General features: G+C 72.2%; 14 protein-coding genes. 11 read left to right on the plus strand and 3 right to left on the minus strand.

Annotation, left to right across the window (positions count from 1 at the left end):
* Nucleotides 1-19: 19 nt before the first annotated feature.
* Complete coding sequence (locus CV755_RS11020; protein WP_109280007.1) at nt 20-994, minus strand: alpha/beta fold hydrolase; 975 nt, start codon at nt 992-994, stop codon at nt 20-22.
* Nucleotides 995-1,103: 109 nt separating this feature from the next.
* On the opposite strand from CV755_RS11020, the gene CV755_RS11025 reads away from it, so the two are divergent.
* The 3 genes from CV755_RS11025 (at nt 1,104) to CV755_RS11035 (ending at nt 4,646) form a co-directional block, all read left to right on the plus strand.
* Nucleotides 1,104-1,622, plus strand: coding sequence for a GNAT family N-acetyltransferase (locus CV755_RS11025; RefSeq protein WP_109280008.1), 519 nt, complete (start codon nt 1,104-1,106; stop codon nt 1,620-1,622).
* A gap of 95 nt (nt 1,623-1,717) precedes the next feature.
* Nucleotides 1,718-2,260 (plus strand): RNA 2'-phosphotransferase, encoded by a 543-nt coding sequence (locus CV755_RS11030; RefSeq protein ID WP_109280009.1) that lies wholly within the window; start codon nt 1,718-1,720, stop codon nt 2,258-2,260.
* A 157-nt stretch (nt 2,261-2,417) separates the two neighbouring features.
* The gene (locus CV755_RS11035) at nt 2,418-4,646 is read left to right on the plus strand and encodes a terpene synthase family protein (RefSeq protein WP_193553392.1); all 2,229 of its coding nucleotides are present in this window, start codon (nt 2,418-2,420) and stop codon (nt 4,644-4,646) included.
* 27 nt (nt 4,647-4,673) lie between these two features.
* Here CV755_RS11035 and CV755_RS11040 read toward each other — a convergent pair whose 3' ends face one another.
* Nucleotides 4,674-5,891 (minus strand): GNAT family N-acetyltransferase, encoded by a 1,218-nt coding sequence (locus tag CV755_RS11040; RefSeq protein WP_109280010.1) that lies wholly within the window; start codon nt 5,889-5,891, stop codon nt 4,674-4,676.
* A 236-nt stretch (nt 5,892-6,127) separates the two neighbouring features.
* On the opposite strand from CV755_RS11040, the gene CV755_RS11045 reads away from it, so the two are divergent.
* From CV755_RS11045 to CV755_RS11055, 3 genes are read left to right on the plus strand one after another with little or no spacing between them, the layout of a single operon-like run.
* Nucleotides 6,128-10,141, plus strand: coding sequence for a Pls/PosA family non-ribosomal peptide synthetase (locus CV755_RS11045; RefSeq protein WP_109280011.1), 4,014 nt, complete (start codon nt 6,128-6,130; stop codon nt 10,139-10,141).
* Nucleotides 10,138-11,544, plus strand: a complete 1,407-nt coding sequence (locus CV755_RS11050; protein ID WP_109280012.1) for an aspartate aminotransferase family protein — start codon at nt 10,138-10,140, stop codon at nt 11,542-11,544. Before CV755_RS11045 ends, CV755_RS11050 begins: the two co-directional genes overlap by 4 nt.
* A 42-nt stretch (nt 11,545-11,586) precedes the next feature.
* Nucleotides 11,587-12,873: an aspartate kinase gene (locus CV755_RS11055; RefSeq protein ID WP_109280013.1), complete on the plus strand. Its 1,287-nt coding sequence runs from the start codon at nt 11,587-11,589 to the stop codon at nt 12,871-12,873.
* 293 nt (nt 12,874-13,166) lie between these two features.
* Here CV755_RS11055 and CV755_RS11060 read toward each other — a convergent pair whose 3' ends face one another.
* The gene (locus CV755_RS11060; protein ID WP_109280069.1) at nt 13,167-13,808 is read right to left on the minus strand and encodes a GNAT family N-acetyltransferase; all 642 of its coding nucleotides are present in this window, start codon (nt 13,806-13,808) and stop codon (nt 13,167-13,169) included.
* Nucleotides 13,809-13,939: 131 nt separating this feature from the next.
* Between CV755_RS11060 and CV755_RS11065 the strand changes: the two genes are divergently transcribed.
* The 5 genes from CV755_RS11065 (at nt 13,940) to CV755_RS11085 (ending at nt 19,287) form a co-directional block, all read left to right on the plus strand.
* Entirely contained in the window at nt 13,940-14,248 is a 309-nt protein-coding gene (locus CV755_RS11065; RefSeq protein WP_109280014.1) for a glutaredoxin domain-containing protein, read from the plus strand.
* Between the two features lie 224 nt (nt 14,249-14,472).
* The gene (locus tag CV755_RS11070; protein WP_109280015.1) at nt 14,473-15,744 is read left to right on the plus strand and encodes a phenylacetate--CoA ligase family protein; all 1,272 of its coding nucleotides are present in this window, start codon (nt 14,473-14,475) and stop codon (nt 15,742-15,744) included.
* Nucleotides 15,741-17,015, plus strand: a complete 1,275-nt coding sequence (locus CV755_RS11075) for an MFS transporter (protein WP_206608414.1) — start codon at nt 15,741-15,743, stop codon at nt 17,013-17,015. The genes CV755_RS11070 and CV755_RS11075 overlap by 4 nt, the downstream gene beginning before the upstream one ends.
* The gene (locus CV755_RS11080) at nt 17,012-18,151 is read left to right on the plus strand and encodes a GNAT family N-acetyltransferase (RefSeq protein ID WP_109280016.1); all 1,140 of its coding nucleotides are present in this window, start codon (nt 17,012-17,014) and stop codon (nt 18,149-18,151) included. Before CV755_RS11075 ends, CV755_RS11080 begins: the two co-directional genes overlap by 4 nt.
* Nucleotides 18,148-19,287 (plus strand): LuxE/PaaK family acyltransferase, encoded by a 1,140-nt coding sequence (locus CV755_RS11085; protein WP_109280017.1) that lies wholly within the window; start codon nt 18,148-18,150, stop codon nt 19,285-19,287. Before CV755_RS11080 ends, CV755_RS11085 begins: the two co-directional genes overlap by 4 nt.

Raw genomic sequence — 19,287 nt, forward strand, 5'->3', positions numbered from 1 at the left:
GGTACGCCCGTTGTTGCGGTCACTCCTTGGGCAGGCTGGCCAGGAAGTCCAGCAGCGCGGAGTTGACCTCCTCGGGCCGTTCCTGCTGGGTCCAGTGGCCGCAGCCGGGCAGCACCAGGCTGCGGTGCAGGCCCGGCAGCACACCGGGCAGTGCGGGCAGCAGCTCGTCCATGCCGGGGAAGGCCATCACCAGGTCACGGTCACCGACCACATAGAGGGCGGGAAGGTCGATGACGCGGCCGTCGAAGGGCGCCATCAGCTCCCAGTTGCGGTCGATATTGCGGTACCAGTTGAGGCCGCCGGTGAACGCCTTGTCCCCATGGCGGGCGTACTCCTCGGTGAAGACCGCGATGTCCGCCTCGGTCAGCCAGCTAGGCAGCCGCTCGGGTTCCGGCAGGGTGGCCAGGGTGGCTCCGCCTTCGGACACCACGCCCACCGGGCTGGGGTTGTCGCCGGAGGCGGCGGTCAGCAGACGGCGGAAGCTGGCGGCGGGGTCGGCGGCGAACTCGGCGTCGGCGACGCCGGGTTGCTGGAAGTGGATCTGGTAGAAGCCGTCGCCCAGCTTCCGGCGCATCTCGGTCAGCGGGGGCAGGGTGCCGCGCGGGGACGGCGGAACGCTCAGCCCGGCCACCCCGCGCACCAGGTCCGGGCGCAGCAGGGCGGTGCTCCAGGCAACCGGCGCGCCCCAGTCATGGCCGACCACCACCGCCTGCCGGGCGCCCAGTGCGTGGATCAGGCCGACCACATCGCCGGTGAGGTGCAGCATGGTGTAGGCGTCGATCCGGTCGGGCTGCTCGCTGCGGGCGTAGCCGCGCTGGTCGGGTGCGACCACCCGGTATCCGGCCTCTGCCAGCGGCCCGAACTGGTGCCGCCAGGAGTACCAGCACTCGGGAAAGCCGTGCAGCAGCAGGACCAGCGGGCCCTCACCCTGTTCGGCGATATGCAGTCCGACGCCGTTCACCTCGATATGGCGGTGGCTGACCGCACTGGTCATGAGTACCTCCTGGCGCTGTTGGGCTCCGAGTCGTACCCCTCACACCCTAGGGCCGCCGAAACACCGGGGTAACAGCGCCCGGCTACCGTCGCGCCGGAAGGGAGCACCGATGCAGCAGAGCACCACCGGTACCGCCATGGTCCGTCCCGCGGACGTCGGCGATATCGAGCAACTCACCAGTCTCTACAACCACTATGTGATCCACACTCCGGTCACCTTCGATATTGAACCGGTAGGAATCGATCAGCGCCGGGCCTGGCTGGCGGCTCATCCCGGCACCGGGCGGCACCGGATCCTGGTCGCCGAGGAGGCGGGCACGCTGGTCGGCTATGCCTCCAGCGGCCCGTTCAAGGAGCGGCAGGCGTATGAGACTTCGGTGGAGACCAGCGTCTATCTGCTGCCCGGTCACACCGGGCGGGGGCTGGGCGGTCTGCTGTACTCGGCGCTCTTCGAGGCCCTGGCCGCCGAGGACGTCCACCGGGCCTACGCCGGGATCACCCAGCCCAATGAGGCGTCCATGCGGCTGCATCAGCGCTTTGGCTTCCGGCCGGCGGGCCTGCTGGGGCAGGTGGGACGGAAGTTTGGCACCTTCTGGGATGTGGCCTGGCTGGAGAAGCGGCTGGGGTAGCGGGCGGGCCCGATCCCGGCGGCGCCGTAAACCCTGACCCCGGCGGCGCTGTAAAGGGCGTGCGTCTCCTGTGGCCCCTGAGGCACCCTGGGGGCATGGACCAGGCACGAATCGTCCGGGTGTCGAAGTACCTCAGCCGGCATCTGCGGCACCGGCCCGACCGCATAGGCATCCGGCTGGACCCCCAGGGCTGGGTCGGGGTGGACACCCTGCTGGCGGCCGCCGCCGCGCATGGCTTTCCCATGGAACGCCAGGAGCTGGAGCAGGTGGTGGCCACCAACGACAAGCGGCGGTTCGCCATCGAAGGGGGCAGGATCCGGGCCAGCCAGGGGCACGCGGTGCCCGTCGATCTGGACCTGCCGGCCGCCGTGCCGCCCGCCTTCCTCTATCACGGCACGGCGGTCGGCCGGGTCGCCGCCATCCGCGCCGAGGGGCTGCGGCCGATGGACCGCCATCATGTCCATCTCTCCGCCGAGCGGGAGACCGCGGTACGGGTCGGCGCGCGGCGCGGCAAGCCGGTGGTGCTCTCGGTGAACGCGGGGGCGATGCATGCCGCCGGGTATGTGTTCCTGCTCAGCGCCAACGGGGTGTGGCTGGTGGACGAAGTCCCGCCGCGCTTCCTGTGTTTCCCCGGCTGAGCGTGTCCCCGCGCGGCGCCCGTGCCGCGTTGGCGCGCCGTCGGCGGGCGTCGTGCGCCCCATGGGTCGCCGGGTAACTCCCTTCCGCGCGGGGGTAGGAGAGGGCGAGCCCTCAGGCGGCGGTCTCGGACTCTTCTGACGGAAAGGCCGACGGCGCGTGACACAGCCCTTTGAGCTGCCCGACTTCTATATGCCGTATCCCGCTCGTCTCAACCCCTGCCTGGAGGAGGCCAGAACGCACTCCAGGGCCTGGGCCCGCTCCATGGGCATGCTGGAAGGCTCCGGGATCTGGGAGCAGCGCGATCTGGACGCCCATGACTATGCGTTGCTGTGCTCCTATACCCATCCCGACGCCCCCGGGCCCAAGTTGTCGCTGGTCACCGACTGGTATGTCTGGGTGTTCTTCTTCGACGACCACTTCCTTGAGGTGTTCAAGCGCTCCCAGGACCGCGAGGGGGCCAAGGAGTATCTGGACCGGCTGGCGGTCTTTATGCCGATGGATCTGGCCGCGGGCTTTCCGGAACCGGCCAATCCGGTGGAGGCGGGGCTGGCGGACCTATGGGCCCGCACGGTTCCCGCCATGTCCCTTTGCTGGCGGGCGCGTTTCGCGGAGAGCACCCGCAATCTGCTCAATGAGTCGCTCTGGGAGCTCTCCAATATCAATGCCCACCGGATTCCCAACCCCGTCGAGTACATCGAGATGCGCCGCAAGGTGGGCGGGGCGCCCTGGTCGGCGGGGCTGGTGGAGTACGCGGCGGGCGCCGAGGTGCCGCCGGCGGTCAGCGGCACCCGGCCGCTACGGGTGCTCCGGGACACCTTCGCCGACGGGGTGCATCTGCGCAACGACCTGTTCTCCTACCAGCGGGAGACCGAGGAGGAGGGCGAACTGGCCAATGGCGTCCTGGTCCTGGAGACCTTCCTGGGCTGCACCACCCAGGAGGCCGCCGACGCCGTCAATGACCTGCTGACCTCCCGGCTCCAGCAGTTCGAGAACACGGCGGTGACCGAACTGCCGCCGCTGTGCGCGGAGTCCGGCCTGGATCCCAGGTCCGGCGCGGATCTTCTGGCCTATGTGAAGGGCCTTCAGGACTGGCAGTCCGGCGGCCATGAGTGGCATCTGCGCTCCAGCCGTTATATGAACTCCCGGGCCACGCCCACGACTTCGTCCGTGCTGTCCTCCGTGCTGTCCTCCTTCCTGCCCGGCGGCCCCGGCCTGTCGGCCGCCGATGTCCGGCCGACCGCCGGCAACACCGGTGCGGCACGGGTGCGTAACGTCACCCATGTCCCCCACCAACGGGTGGGCCCCTCCCGGCTGCCGGACTTCCCCATGCCCTTTGCCCTGACGCTCAGTCCGCATCTGGCGAGCGCCCGGCGCCACACCGCCCAGTGGGCCGACCGTATGGGGATGCTCCGGCCGGTGCCCGGTGAACCGCGCCTCTGGGACGGGGAGAAGCTGGCCGCCTTCGACGTCCCGCTGTGCGCGGCGGGGATGCACCCGGACGCCACCGCGGAGCAGCTGGACCTCGACTCCCAGTGGATGGCCTGGGGGACCTATGGGGATGACTACTTCCCCGCGGTCTTCGGCCGGCGCCGTGATCTGGCCGGGGCCCGGGTGTGCACCGAGCGGCTGGCGGCGCTGATGCCGCTGGGGGCCGGCCCGCCGCCGGTGCTGCCGGCCAATGCCCTGGAGCGCGGCCTGGCCGATCTCTGGGCCCGGACCGCGCCGCCGATGGGCGGCGAGGCCCGGCTGGCCTTCCGCACCTCGGTGGTGGAGATGCTGGAGAGCTGGTGCTGGGAGCTGGCCAACCAGGTCCAGCACCGCGTTCCGGACCCGGTGGACTATATCGAGATGCGCCGCAGGACCTTCGGCACCGGGCTCACCATGAGCCTGTGCCGCCTGGGCCATGGCCACCGGGTGCCGCCGGAGATCCACCGCAGCGGCCCGCTGCGGTCCCTGGAGAACGCGGCCGCCGACTACGCCTGTCTGGTCAATGACGTCTTCTCCTACCAGAAGGAGATCGAGTTCGACGGCGAGTTCCACAATGGCGTGCTGGTGGTGCGGAACTTCTTCGGCTGCGACTACCCCACTGCCCTGGGCATCGTCCATGATCTGATGACCTCCCGGATGCACCAGTTCCAGCATGTGGCGGCCCGGGAACTCCCCCGGCTCTACGAGGACTTGGGCCTGCCGGAGGAGGGCCGGGCCGTCATGGACGGCTATGTGGCGGACCTGCGCAACTGGCTGTCCGGCATTCTCAACTGGCACCGTGAATGCCGCCGTTACCGTGAGGAGGAGCTGCGCCGCCCGGTGGGCGTGCCCCGGCGCCCGGGCGGCCCCTCGGGGCCGGGGGCCCCGGCGTGGTACGCGGGGGCGTCCCGCGGCTGACGGCACACCGGCGGGGCCTCCCGGCGGTCAGAACTCGTCGCTGGTGAAGGGCAGATACTCGGTGCGCAGCGCCTCGTCCAGGGCCCGTACCGAGTCCGCGGTGTGCTCGGTGAGCAGGCCGGCCCGCAGCAGGTGGACGGGGCGTACGCCGCCCAGATAGCAGGCGGCCAGGTCGCGGACGTCCAGGGTGAGGTCGGGGCGGTCCTCGGTGGGGGTGCAGGCGGTACCGGAGGGGCCGGAGGTGAGGCGGAAGGTGCGCTGGTTGGCGGGGAGGGTGGCGTCCTGGACGTCCAGGGCCAGGTCCACCGGCCGGGCGTAGCGGCGGGCGGCCAGGGCGGCGGGGACGTCCACCAGGCGCAGCCAGAGGGCGGGGTAGGTGCCGGTGACCTGGACCTGGTCGTTGTCGGTGGCCATCAGCAGCAGCGGGTCGTCGGCGGGGCGGGACCAGGCGCGTACCTTTCCGGTCAGATCGATGCCGGCCAGGTAGCTCCACAGGGCGGCGGCGACCGGGGCGGTGTCGGCCTCCAGTTCATGGAGGTGGACCAGGCCGGGGGTGCCGGCCTCGTCGTCACCGGCGCGGGTGCGGTAGACGGCGTAGCCGGCGGGCGGGTTTCCGCCCAGGGTGACGATCCGGGGCGGGCCCAGCTCGTCGTCGTCCTCGTCCTCCTCGGACAGGATCTGTTCGCGCCACCAGTAGCCGTCCCGGGCGTGGCGTCCGGCCCGCAGGGCGCGTCCGGCCTCGTAGCGGGGGCCGAGGACGGCGGGGGCCTCCTTGGGGTCCAGCAGCCGCAGCGGGCGGTCGTCGGGGCTGATGCGCAGGGCGAGCGGGCGCCGGGAGTCGATCTCCACACTGGACAGGTGGGTGGCGGCGCCGAAGCCGAAGCGGCCGTAGATGGCGGTCTCGGAGGCCCAGAGGGCGGCCAGCGGCTGTCCGGCGGCGGCGCAGCGCCGCCACTGTTCCTGGAGCATCCCGGAGAGCACTCCGCGGCGGCGGTGGGTGGGGGCGACCGAGACATAGGTCAGTCCGGCGCAGGGCAGTTGGCCGCCGGGGATGGACAGATCCAGGGGGAGCGCGCCGAGGAATCCCACCAGGTGGTCGTCCTCATAGGCGCCGGTGCGCTCGCACCGGCGGAGGAACTCGCGCTCGCCGGGACGCTCGTCCTCCTCGTGGAAGACCAGGTAGGCGTGGTCCAGGACGCGGTCGATCCGGGATTTGGGAACCTCACGGAATCGCACAGTGCTCATCGCCCGGATGCTAAGCGCTCCGCCGGGCGTCCGGTACCCGTTTACCGGTGCGTCGCGGCTGCGGTTGGCCGCTCCGTTTTCGCTTCGGCGGGAGGTTTTCTACGGTGGAGGGGTGAGGGAGACCGGGTCCGCGGCCGCGGTGGGTGTACGGGCCCCCCGTGCTACTGAGCAGTAGCGGGGAGGCCGACGTACCGGGAAGCGAGGACACAGGCGCATATCTGCCACAGGGAGAGGTCATGGCAGAGGCAACGGCGACCGCGGGATCCTCCGGGCCGTACGCGGGCGCGCCCACCGGGCCGCCGGTGCGGGCGCTGGTGGAGTTCTTCGAACAGTCCTGTGACCGTCATCCGGAGGCCGTCGCGGTGGTCTGCGGGGGGCAACGGACCGGGTACCGGGAACTGGACCGGCGCGCCAACCGGGTGGCTCATCTGCTGCGCGGACTCGGCGTGGCCGAGGGCGACCGGGTGGGGATTCTGCTGGAGCGTTCGCCGGACGCCTATGCCGCCCTGCTGGGGGTGGGCAAGGCGGGCGCGGCCTATGTGCCGCTCGATGTCTCCTTCCCCGGTGAGCGGCTGGCGTTCATTGCGCGGGACGCGCGGCTGCGCTGCCTGGTGACCGTCTCGGGGCTGGGTGAGCGGACGGCCGGACTGCCCTGTCCAGTGCTGGAACTCGACCGGGAGGAGGGCCGGCTGGCCCGGCAGCCGGAGCACCGGCCGGGAGTGCGGGTGGACCCCGCCTCGCTGTGCTACATCGTCTACACCTCCGGAACCACCGGCCGTCCCAAGGGAGTTGCCGTCTCCCAGGCCAATATCGTCAACTTTCTGCGGGTGGTGGCGCCGGTCTACCGGGTGGGCCCCCAGGACCGGGTCTACCAGGGGCTGTCGCTCGCCTTCGACTTCGCGGTGGAGGAGATCTGGCCCGCCTGGATGGCGGGCGCCACCCTGGTGGCGGGCACCGAGGAGGGCCGCCGGGCCGGCTCGGGGCTGGCGGAGTTCCTGGCCGCCCAGGGCGTGACCGTGCTGTGCTGTGTGCCCACCCTGCTGGCCACCCTGGACGCCGAACTGCCCGCCCTGCGCACCCTGTTGGTCAGCGGCGAGCCCTGTCCCGCCGGTCTGGTGCGCCGCTGGTCGCGGCCGGGGCGGCGGATCCTCAACGCCTACGGTCCCACCGAGGCCACGGTCACCGCCACCTGTGCCGAACTGGCGCCGCACCGGCCGGTGACCATTGGCACCCCGCTGCCCACCTACCGGGTGTACATCCTGGACGACGGGCTGCGTACGGTCGGCCGGGGCACCAGCGGTGAGATCTGCATCGGCGGCCCCGGGGTGGCGCTGGGCTATGTCAACCGGCCCTCGCTGACCGCCGAGCGCTTTATCCCCAATCCGGTGGTCCGGGACCGGGCGGACGCCCCGCGTGTCTACCGCACCGGTGACCGGGGCCGGTACAGCGTCACCGGGGAGCTGGAATATCTGGGCCGGGTGGATACCCAGGTCAAGCTGCGCGGCTACCGCATTGAACTCGCCGAGATCGAGGCGGTGTTGCGGGAGGACGAGGCGGTGGAGAACGCGGTGGTCACCCCGCTGACCGAGGACGGGGTGCCGCGGGCCCTGGCCGGTTACCTCACCCTGACCGACCGCGCGGCGGACCAGGAGGAGCTGCGGCGACGGCTGCATGCCCGGCTGCGCGGGCGGCTCCCGGCGTACATGATCCCCTCCTATCTGGAAGTGCTCCCCGCCTTCCCGCTGCTGGCGGCCGACAAGGTGGACCGGGCGGCGCTGCCCGCCCCCTCCTCGCCGCCGCTGGGCCGGGGCACCCGGCCGCGCGCCGCCCCCGGCACCCCGCTGGAGCGCCGGCTGGCCGGGCTGTGGCAGGAGGTGCTGGGCGGGGCGGAACTGTCGGTGGAGGACGACTTCTTCTGTGACCTGGGCGGGCACTCCATGACCGCCGCCCGGCTGATCTCCCGGCTGCGTACCGAGCCCGGGCTGCGGGAGGTGGCCATGGGCGACCTCTACGCCCATCCCACCGTCCGTGAGCTGGCCGCCTTTGTGGAGGCGGCGGGCCGGAGCGCCGCACCGCGGGCACCGGAGCCGCAACTCCACTCCACCGCCCGGGTGATGGCCTGCGGGGTGGCCCAACTGGCCGCGCTGTACGCCTGGTTGCTTCCGGTGGGTCTGGCGGGCGTGGTGCTGCTGTACCGGCTGTTCGCCTCCTGGCACCTTCCGGTGCGGCCGCCGGCCGCGGGCAGTGCCCTGGAGTGGGTGGTCCGGCTGCCCTGGCCCGCGCTGGCCGGGGTGGAGGCGGCCTGGCTGCTGCTGACCCTGCTGGTGCTGCCGCTGCTGGGCGGGCGGCTGCTGATGGCGGGGGTACGGCCGGGCAGCTACCCGCTGTGGGGCGCGACCTATCTGCGGTTCTGGCTGCACGGCAAGGTGCTGCTGCTCTCCCCGCTGGCGCTGCTGGGCGGTTCGCCGCTGCTGCCGCCCTGTCTGCGGCTGCTGGGCGCCCGGATCGGCCCGGGCTGTCATCTGTCCGCCCCGCTCTATCCGGCCTCGCTGGTCCGGATCGGCGCCGGGACCAGTGTGGGCTATGGGGCCCGGGTCCAGCCGTATGCGGTGGCGGGCGGACGGCTGCGGCTGGGCACGGTGCGCATCGGCTCCGGCTGCTTTGTGGGCACCAACAGTGTGCTGCTGCCCGGCGCCGTGCTGGAGGACGGCGCCTCGGTGGGCGAGCAGTCGCTGGTCCCCCAGGACCGGGTGGTGCCGGCCGGTGAGCACTGGGCCGGTTCCCCGGCGGTGCGCCAGGACGGCCGTCCACCGCTGCTGGAGCATCTGGCGGCCGAGCCGGACGAGGGGCGCTGGCCGCTGCCGGTGCTGCTGGGTTACGCGGCCGGGGCGCTGCTGTTGCTGCTGCTCCCCCTGGCGGTGACCGCGGGCACCGTGGCGCTGGTGGCCTGGACGGCCTGGCGCCATGACTTCGCCTGGGGCTGCCTGGCGGCGGCGATGGCCGGGCCGCTGGCGGTGGCCGCGGTCTGTGCGCTGGTGCTGGCCGTCAAACGCGCCGTACTGCCCGCCGCCCGGCCCGGCATCCACCGGGAGCGCGGCGGCTTCGGGGTGCGCAAGTGGCTGAGTGACGGCCTGCTGGCCCAGAGCCTGACCCTCACCCACGCCCTGTACTCCACCCTCTACCTGGTGCCCTTCCTGCGTGCCCTGGGCGCCCGTACCGGCCGCTGGTCGGAGGTGGCCACGGTCAGCTTTGTGGACCCGGACATGCTGGTGGTGGGCGAGCAGAGCTTCCTGGCCGACATCAGCGTGCTGGGCCCGGCCGTCTACCACCGGGGCCGGATCGCGCTGGCCCCGGCCGAGACCGGGCGGCGCAGCTTTGTGGGCAACGGGGCCCTGGTCCCGGGCTCCGGGCGGCTGGGGCCGGGCAGCCTGCTGGGGGTGCACTCGGTGGCCCCGGCCGAGCCGCTGGCCCCGGAGACCACCTGGCTGGGCTCCCCGGCGATCTTCCTGCCGCACCGGGAGGAGAGCCGGAAGTTCCCGGCCAGGCTGACCTATGACCCCGCCCCCGGGCTGATCGCCGCCCGGCTGGCCATCGAGTACTTCCGGATCACTCTGCCCTTTACCGTCGCGGCGCTGTGCAGCCTGGGCACCCTCTACGGCTGTGTCCAACTGGCCGATGTCTTCACGCCGTTGGCGCTGTTCCTGCTCGGCCCGGCCCTGCTGCTGGCCACCGGTGCGGCCTGCACCCTGTTCACGGTGGTGCTCAAGTGGCTGGTGATCGGCCGCTACCGGCCGCGTACCGAACCGCTGTGGAGCGTCTGGGTACGGCGCACCGAGCTGATCACCGGCCTCTACGAGAACCTGGTGGTGCCGGTGCTGCTGAACCTGCTCACCGGAACGCCGTGGATCGCCTGGCCGCTGCGCCTGTTCGGCGCCCGCATCGGGCGGCGGGTGTGGCTGGCCACCACCTTCCTCACCGAGTTCGACCTGGTGGAGGTGGGCGATGACGCGGCGGTCGGGGAGGTCACCTCGCTGCAGACGCACTTGTTCGAGGACCGGGTGATGAAGATGTCCCGGGTGCGGGTGGCGCCGGGCGCCTCGGCCGGCAGCCGCTGTGTGGTCCTCTATGACGCCACGGTGGGCGCCGGGGCCCGGCTGGAGGCGCTTTCGCTGGTGATGAAGGGTGAGGCGCTGCCGGAGGGTACCCGGTGGGAGGGGATTCCGGCCCGACCCCAGGGAGGCAAGCCATGACCACCATCGCCCAGGCCCGGCCGTGGACCGGCCCGCATGTCGCGGGCGAGCTGCCCGGCCCGCACTCGGCCGAGCTGCTGGCCCGGCAGGAGCGGCGGGAGTCCGCTGCCCGTACCTACCCCAGGCATCTGCCCATCGCACTGGCCGAGGGCCGGGGCAGCTTTGTCAGGGATGTGGACGGCAATGTGTTCATCGACTTCCTGATGGGTGCCGGGGTGCTGGCGCTGGGCCACAACCATCCGGAGCTGGTGGCGGCCGCCCAGCGGCAACTGGGCCTGCTCACCCATGGCCTGGACTTCCCCACCCCGGCCAAGGACGAGTTCACCGCCGCCCAGCTGTCCATGCTGCCGGGTGATCTGGGCCGGCGGATGAAGGTCCACTTCTGCGGGCCGACCGGGGCGAACGCGGTGGAGGCGGCCGTCAAGCTGTGCAAGACCGCCACCGGGCGGGGCGAGGTGATCTCCTTCCAGGGCGGCTTCCATGGCAGCACCCACGCCGCCATGGCGCTCAGCGGGCTGGTGGCCGCCAAGGAGCCGGTGCGCGGCACCATGCCGGGGGTGCACTTCTTCCCCTACTGCTCGCCCAGCCGCTGCCCCGACGGGCCGGTACCCGGCACCTGCACCCGCGACTGCGCCGGGCAGCTGGAGCGGGCGCTGACCGACCCCCTGGGCGGGATCGCGCCCCCCGCCGCGGTCCTGCTGGAGCTGGTGCAGGGCGAGGGCGGAGTGGTCCCGGCCCGCCCGGCGTTCGTCCGGCGGCTGCGGGCGGTGACCCGGGCCCTGGACATCCCGCTGATCGTGGACGAGGTGCAGACCGGCGGCGGCCGGACCGGCAGCTGGTTCGCCTTCGAGCGGTACGGCATCGAGCCGGATGTCATCGTGGCCTCCAAGGCGCTCAGCGGCCTGGGCCTGCCGGTGGCCCTGATCCTCTACGACGCCCGGCTGGACACCTGGGCGCCGGGCGCCCATATCGGCACCTTCCGCGGCAACCAGCTCGCCTTCGCGGCGGGCACCGAGACGGTACGGATCGTCCGGCGGGACGGGGTGCTGGAGAACGTCCGGCGGCGCGGGGAGCAGATCGCGGACCGGCTGGCGCGGCTGGCCGGCCTGCCCTGGGTGCGCGAGGTGCGCGGCCAGGGCCTGATGTGGGGCGTGGAGATGACGGACGCCGGCGGCCGCCCGGCGGGCGGGATCGCAGCCGCGGTGCAGTCCTCGGCGCTGCGCCGGGGCCTGATCCTGGAGCGGGGCGGCCGGGACGACCGGGTGGTGCGCCTGCTGCCGCCGCTGAACGTCGGCGCGGATGTCGTCGAGGACGCCTGTGCCATTCTGCTGCGGGCCGTCGCCGAGTGCGGCCCGGACAGCCGTGAACCATCCGCCTCCGGCCCTCACCGGCCGGGGACATGAGACCGGCCGCCCCTGCGGCGGCCCCGGGAGAAGGCCCGACCGATGGCTCTCATCGTCCAGAAATACGGCGGTTCCTCGGTACGCAGTACCGAGCGGATCAAGCAGGTCGCCGAGCAGCTCGCGGCCACCCGCCGGGCCGGGCACGACCTGGTGGTGGTGGTCTCCGCGATGGGCGACACCACCGACCAGCTGCTGGGCCTGGCCCGGGAGGTGGCGCCGGTTCCCGCCCGGCGGGAACTGGATCTGCTGCTGGCCACCGGCGAGTGCGTCTCCAGCACCCTGACCGCGATGGCCCTGAACTCCCTGGGCGCACCGGCCCGTTCGCTCAGCGGGCCGCAGGCGGGGGTGCTGACCACCGCGGCGCACGGGCGGGCCCGGATCACCGGTGTGGAGCCGCGGCGGGTCCGCGAGGGGCTCGAGCGCGGGGAGATCGTTCTGGTGACGGGCTTCCAGGGGCTCAACCGGGAGACCCAGGAGCTCACCACGCTGGGCCGGGGCGGATCCGACACCACGGCCGTCGCCCTGGCGGCGGCGCTGCGGGCGGAGGTCTGTGAGATCTGTACCGATGTGGACGGGGTGCACACCGCCGATCCCCATCTGGTGCCCGCGGCACGGCCGTTGCCGTCGCTGACCTACGAGACCATGCAGGAGCTGTCCGACGGCGGAGCCCGGGTGCTGGCGCCACGCAGCGTGGCCTATGCCCGCCGGTACCGGGTGCCGGTACATGTCCGCTCGTCCTTCGCCAGTGAGGGCGGCACGGCGGTCTCGGCCGCGGTGGCGGGCGGGCCGGTGGGCCGCCGGGAGCTGGTCGGGCTGGCCCATGACCCGTCCCATGTCAGGCTGACCGTGACCGGGCTGCCCAGCCGGCCGGGGATCACGGCCCGGCTGTTCCGGGTGCTGGCGGAGGCCGGGGCGGAGATCGACGTCGCGGCGCACGCGGCGCTGCCGTCGCCCAACGGCCAGTGCGGCGACCTCACTTTGGTCCTGCCGGAGGCCGACGCCACGGCCGCGCTGGCCGCGCTGCGGGCGCACCGGGCGGAGGTCGGCTACCAGGATCTGGAGTACGGCGACGCGGTGGGCACGGTGTCGCTGGTGGGCTGCGGGATGGACGCGGCGGTGCTGGCCGTCTTCTGCGAGACGCTGGCCCGTACCGGGGTGGACTTCCGCACCCTGTCGGCCACCCCGACCCGGATCCGCGCACTCTGCGGCTCGGGCGACCTGCCGCGGGCGTTGCGCGCCCTGCACCGCGCGTACGCCCTCGGCGCCGACTCCCAAGCGCCGCTTCCGGCCCACCAAGTCCCCATCCCTTGCGGCAAGGCCGCCCCATAACGGCGCCTCACCACCCACGGCCCGCAGCCGACCGACGACGGTTCGCCCCACCAGGGGCGCGGGGAACTGCGCGAGCAACCACCCACGGCCCGCGGCCGAACAGCCAGGGGCGTCGGCAGACGCCGTTTCGTCGCCGGGTGCGGCCCGGTGGTCGCGTTGTGCCCACCCTCCCCCAGCCTCCGGCCGGGGGCGCCCCCATCGCCCTGCGGAACGCCTGCCCACAACGCGGCGCCCCCAGGGGCGCGGGGAACTGCGCGAACGGCCACGGACGGCCCGCACCGGAAGATGCACCCCTACGCGGCCCCAGGGTCAAAGATAACCCCCGTCAGCGGCGCATGACAGCTCCACCCCAGCGACTCATAAAGCGCGCGCCCCTCCACCGTGGCGCCCAACACCCCCACCACCGCCCCGCTTTCCGCCGCCGCGGAGGCCAGCGTCCGTATCACGACCCCACCCAGCCCCCGGCGCCGATGCTCCGGAGCGGTCTCCACCTGATCGACCACCGCCTCAACACATCCCCGCCGCACCGCAATCTGCCCCCGCGCGGCAAACGCACCGTCCGATGCGACAACGACAACACGGGTGACCCCGCACCGAGTCCACCGGCGCAGCCGGTACCCGTCCGGAACATCGACCGCACCCCGCCGCAGCGGCGCCGACATCAGGAAGCCGGGGCTGTCGAAGACCCAACCGGGGCTGAGCCAGGGCCGGATGACCTCCGGCTCCACAAAGGTCTTCAGCCAGGTATGCCGCGCCGTGATACTCCCGGTCAGCTTGCGGATGAGCGGCTCGTCGGCCTCGGGCAGCACATGCCGCCTGACCTGCCCCGGAACCCCGACCTCCACCGTGTAGCCCCACCCCTCCTCGACGAGGGGCGCGGCACCCCGGGAGACGATCCACCCCTCCACCCAGGAACGCACCATGGCAGCATGCATCACAACCCCCGTCCGTAACAGCCACGTTGGCCGAATGAGTATTACACACCCCCTCCCGGGCGGCATCGCTCTCGATGCGCCGCGCCCGGCTCCTCTACGCTCGGGCTACACCTGGGGATGGGGGTGGACCGATGACCGGAGACCATGACGGGGTGGTCGTCTACTGGCGGCCCGGCTGTACCTACTGCCTCAAGTTGCGGGTGACCCTACGGCTGACCCGGCTGCGTTACACCAAGGTGAACATCTGGCGGGACCATGAGGCCGCCGCCTTCGTCCGCTCCATCGCGGGCGGCAATGAGACCGTGCCCACCGTGACCGTGGCCGGAAAGGCCATGGTGAACCCCTCCAAGCGGCAGCTGCTGACCGCGGTCGGCATGTACGCCCCGCACCTGCTGCCCAAGTCCCGCAGCACGCCCGTCCATAAGCGGGCCGAGCCGTAAGCGGGCCGAGCCTTCATAAAGAGTTCAACAAACGCACCCAATGCACGGAGCAGGCGATTTGGATTTCTCTTGCCGCATGCTGGATGATGTGAACACACGTCAGGTGCCGACGCCGACGCGACCGAACTCGCGGTACGCGCGCACCCGTTGCGTATTCCTTCAGCAATCACCGGCAGCAGCGGGGACGATCCCCCGCTGGCCGAATTCAGCTAGGCAAAGGCCGAATGTCCGTCCATCAACTATCGGACCTCATACGTCATGCCCGTCACAACTCTCCTTTCTATGAGGCGCTCTACGCAGACCTGCCACCGCGGGTGGAGCGCCTCACCGATCTCCCGGTAGTCGACCAGAAGGAATTCTGGGCGGCCAACACGCTGCACGACAACCGCGTTCTGACCGGACCGCTCAGCGAATCCGTCGTTTTCAAGACAGGCGGTACCACCGGTTACCCCAAGTTCTCCTGCTATACCCGCGAGGAATGGCGGGAGTTCACCGCTGTTTTCGGCCAGGGGCTGGTGGAGGCCGGGCTGAAGCCGGGCCACCGGGTCGCCGACCTCTTCTATGCCGGCGAGCTCTACGCCAGCTTCCTCTTCCTGCTGGACTCGCTGGCCCAGGCCCCGGTGGACAATGTACGGCTGCCCATCGGCGGCGCCGCGCCACTGGAGTCCACCGTCCCCACCCTGCGGGAGTTCGCCGCCCAGGTGGTGGCGGGCACCCCCACCACCCTGTGCCGGCTGGCTGAGCATCTGATCGCCACCGGCGAGCGGTTGCCCGCCGTGGAGCTGCTGTTCTTCGCCGGGGAGGCCCTGTTCGCCGACCAACGGCGGCTGCTGGCCACCGCATTCCCCAACGCCCAGGCGCGCTCGGTCGGTTACGCCAGCGTGGACGCCGGGCTGCTGGGCCGCGCCGTACCGGGCCCCGATCCCCGGGTGCACCGGGTGTTCTCCCCGCAGACCATGGTGGAGATCCTGGACGAGACCACCGGCGCCCCCATCACCGAGCCGGGGCGGCCCGGACGCGTGGTGGTGACCAGCCTCTTCCGCCGGCTGATGCCCGTCATCCGCTACCCCGCGGGCGACCGCGCCGAGTGGACCGACCACGACAACGGCCTGTTCCGCATCCTCGGCCGGGCCGAGGAGGGCGTACGGGTCGGACCGGTCTCCCTCTACACCCAGGACGCGCTGGCCGCCATCGCCGCCGCCGACACCGAGGGCCGGGTCATCGGTACCCAGCTGGTGGTGCGCCGCCGGGACGGCCGCGACCAGCTGGTGCTGCGGCTGGCCACCACCGCGGGCGAGGACGATCCGGCGTCCCTGGAGATGCTGGAGAAGGCTGTTCTCACCGAACTCGACCTGGCCCGGCCCCTGTACGCGGACAGCGTCCGTTCCGGCTTTGTCCACCCGATGGCCGTGGAGTGGGTGCGCCATGGTGATCTGGCCGTCAACTCCCGTACCGGAAAGCTCATTCGCGTCCTGGACGAGAGGCCGACCGCGTGACCCCCTCCCCTCGCACCCCGCTGGTGCTGCGCAACCGGGCCTTCGGCGCCGTCTGGCTGGGCCAGGTGCTCACCCAGGCAGCGGTACGGATGTTCCAGGTGGGCGTGGCCTGGTGGCTGGTGGCCTATGCGGTGGACGGCGGACGCGGCCTGGCCTCCGGGCTGTTCATGGCCGTCAGCACGCTGCCCGCCGTGGCCCTGGCCCCGCTGGTGGCCCGGGCGATCGCCCGCTTCGCGCACCGCTCGCTGCTGCGCGGTGCGGCCGCCGCGGCCGGTGCGGCGATGGCCGCGCTCGCCGCCTGGTCGTACGCCGGTGATCTGCCGGTGGCCGCCGCCTATGCCGCCACCCTGGCGCTGTCCACCTGCCAGTCCTTCTTCGACCCCTGTCTGACCACCTCGGTGCCCGAGCTGGTGGACGACCGGGACATCGAGGCCGCCACCGGCTTCGAGCTGTCCACCCAGTCCCTGGCCGGGCTGGGCGGCGCCTTCCTCGGCGCCCTGATCGTGGACCGGGCCGGGATCACCGGACTGGCCATCGGCTGTGCGACGGCCTATCTGTGCGCCGCCGCCCTGATCACCGCCGTACGGTTCCATGGCGCACCGGCGTCCGGCGAGGACGGCGGCGGGGAGCCGGAGCGGCGCACCCTGCGCTCGATCCTGGCCGGGCTGCCGTTTGTCACCCGGATCCTGGCCTGCTTCACCGCCGCGAACCTCTTCACCACCGCCGTCTTTGTGGTCATCCCGCTCTACACCAAGTCGGTGCTGGGGGACGGCGGAAGCACCGTCTCGCTGCTGGAGGGCTCGCTGGGCGCGGGCACCCTGATCGGCTCGTTCACCGGCGCCAAGGTGGCCGCCGAACGCCGCCCCACCGCCGTCGGCGCCTGCTGCCTGGCGGCGATGGCGGCCGCCCTGGCCGCGCCCGGACTGGTCACCGGACGCTGGGTGTTCGCCGGCGGCCTGCTGGTGGCCGGCTGGTGCGTGGGCGCCATCGGGGTGCGCTTTGTGGCCCTCTTCCAGCGCCTGGTGCCCGCCGCCGACAAGCCCGGCTTCTTCGCCGTGATGCAGGCCGTGCTGGGCGCCACCTTCCCGGTCGCCTCCCTGCTGTTCGGGGTGCTGGGCGACCATTTCTCCGCCCGGACCCTGTGCCTGGTCCAGGCGGCCGGTCTGGTGCCCGCCGCCTGTGTCCTGGCGCTGCTGCGCGCCCCGGACGACCAGGCCACCGAGTGCGCGGCCGGACCGGCCGCCGCCCAACCCGTGGGAGCAGAGCGTTGAACGCCGTCATCGAGCGGGCCGGCGCGGCCGATGTCGCCGAGCTGCGCCAGCTCTACTACGCCGTCTACGGCCCGCACTACCCGGTCGCCCGCTACACCGACCCGGCCCAGATGGCCGCCTTCGCCGCCAGTCCCGACACCCTCTGGCTGACCGCCCGCTGCGGGCGCACCGGCGCCCTGGTGGGGTCGGCGGCCATCCAGGGCGAACCGGGCAGCCGGCTGGGCCGGCTGGAGGGCCTGGCGGTGCACCCCGAGCACCGCGCCTCCGGCCTGGCGGGCACCCTCACCGAGGAGCTGTGCGAGCGCACCCTGGGCGAGGGCCGGCTGGACTCGGTCTATGCCACCGTCCGCACGGTGAGCACCGGCCCCCAGCGGGTGGTCTCCCGCCATGGCTTCCGCCCCATGGGCATCATGCCCAACACGGTGGAGTGCGGCGGCCGGGAGAACCTGGCGCTCTACGCGCGTTACTCGGCGGGGGTGCTCCAGCGGCGGATCCCGGTACCGGAGGTGCCCGCCCCGCTCCGGCCGCTGCTGCGCACCGTGGAGCGCACCCTGGGCCTGGACTACGGGACCACCCGGTACACGGCTCCGGCGCCCGCCCCGGCCCCGCCCGCCGGGTCCGCAGCCCTGGAGGTGATCGAGGCCCCCGGCTTCGTCCGCCGCCGCTTCACCGATCGATTCCCCGACAGCGCCCGGTGGTTCTATCCGCTGCACACCCCCAACACCCTGCTGCTCTCCGAGGACGGCCGGATCGAGGTCTATGCCTGCGTCAGCCGCGCCGGAAGCTATGGCGCCCTGGTGGCCGGCCACCCGGAGCCGGCCGAGGCGGCCGGCTGGCTGGAACCGGTCACCCGGACCCTCTTCCGGGCCGGTGTGGGCTATCTGGAGGCGCTGCTGCCGCTGGCCCGGCACGACCTGCTCTCCGCCTTCCTCGCCCAGGGCTATATCCCCAGCGCCCTCTACCCGGCGATGCGGCCGGACGGCGAGGGCTTCCAGGACTATGTGGTGATGTCCCGCACCGCCGAGCAGATCGACTTCCGCGCCCTGGTGGTGGAGGAGCCGCTGCGGCCGTATCTGGACGCCTATGCGTCGGCCTGGGCGTCAACGTACCTGCCTTCTCTTGAGGTTGTCTCATGAACCCCCATCTGGCTCCCGTCACCGTTCCCGACCCGGGCCTGCTGCCCCGGGTGCAGGAACTGTGCGATCTGGCCGACCCCTATGCCCACGGCCCGGCCGTGGACGAGCTGTTCGAGGCCGCCATGGCCGAGATCGACGCCTGGCACGCCGAGCGCTCGCCCTTCTTCCGCAGCCTGCGCGAGCGCACCCCGGCCGGCCAACGGCCGCTGGTGCATGCCAACTTCTTCAAGCGCCATGAGGTGCTGTCCATCCCGCGCGAGTCGGTGCATCTGCATCTGACCTCCTCCGGCACCACCGGCCAGAAGTCCCAGATGTTCTTCGACGAGTGGACCATCCGCTCGGCACAGCGCATGGTGGCCCGTATCTTCGAGCGCAATGGCTGGATCACCCCCGGGCAGGACGCCAACTATCTGCTCTACAGCTATGAACCGGCGGCCGGGCTGAAGCTGGGCACCTCCTTCACCGACAACTATCTCTGTGACTTCGCCCCGGTGCGCCAGGTCGCCTACGCCCTGCGGCACACCGGCAACGGGCATGACTTCGACCCCTTCGGCTGTGTGGAAGCGCTGCGGCGCTTCGCCGAGGACGACGCCCCGGTGCGCATCCTGGGCTTTCCGGCCTTTCTCTGGTTCACCCTGGAGCGGATGCGGGCCATGGGTGTGGAGCCGCTGCGGCTGCCGGAGGGTTCGCTGGTCGTCCTGGGCGGCGGCTGGAAGGGCCACACCGACCGGCAGATCGGCAAGGACGAGCTCTACGCCCGGGTGACGGAGCAACTGGGCATTCCCTCCGACCGGATCCGCGACACCTTCGGCTCGGTCGAGCACTGTGTGCCCTACACCGAGTGCGAGCGGCACCACCTCCATGTCCCGGTGTGGTCGCGGGTGTTCATCCGCTCCACCCGCACCCTGGAGGAACTCCCCTACGGGGAACGGGGCTATCTGCATCTGGTCTCCCCGTACATCACCTCCGTTCCGGCGCAGAGCGTGCTGATGGGCGACCTGGCCTCGCGCCGGCCCGGCGCCGAGTGCGGCTGCGGTCTGGAGACCGACTGGTTCACCATCCATGGCCGGGCCGGGGTGAGCCGCAACCGCAGCTGTGCGGTGGCCGCCGCCGAACTGATGAAGGGAATGTCCTGA

It is taken from the genome of Streptomyces orinoci (genome assembly GCF_003121295.1).
GTDB classification, from domain to species: Bacteria; Actinomycetota; Actinomycetes; order Streptomycetales; family Streptomycetaceae; genus Streptomyces; species Streptomyces orinoci.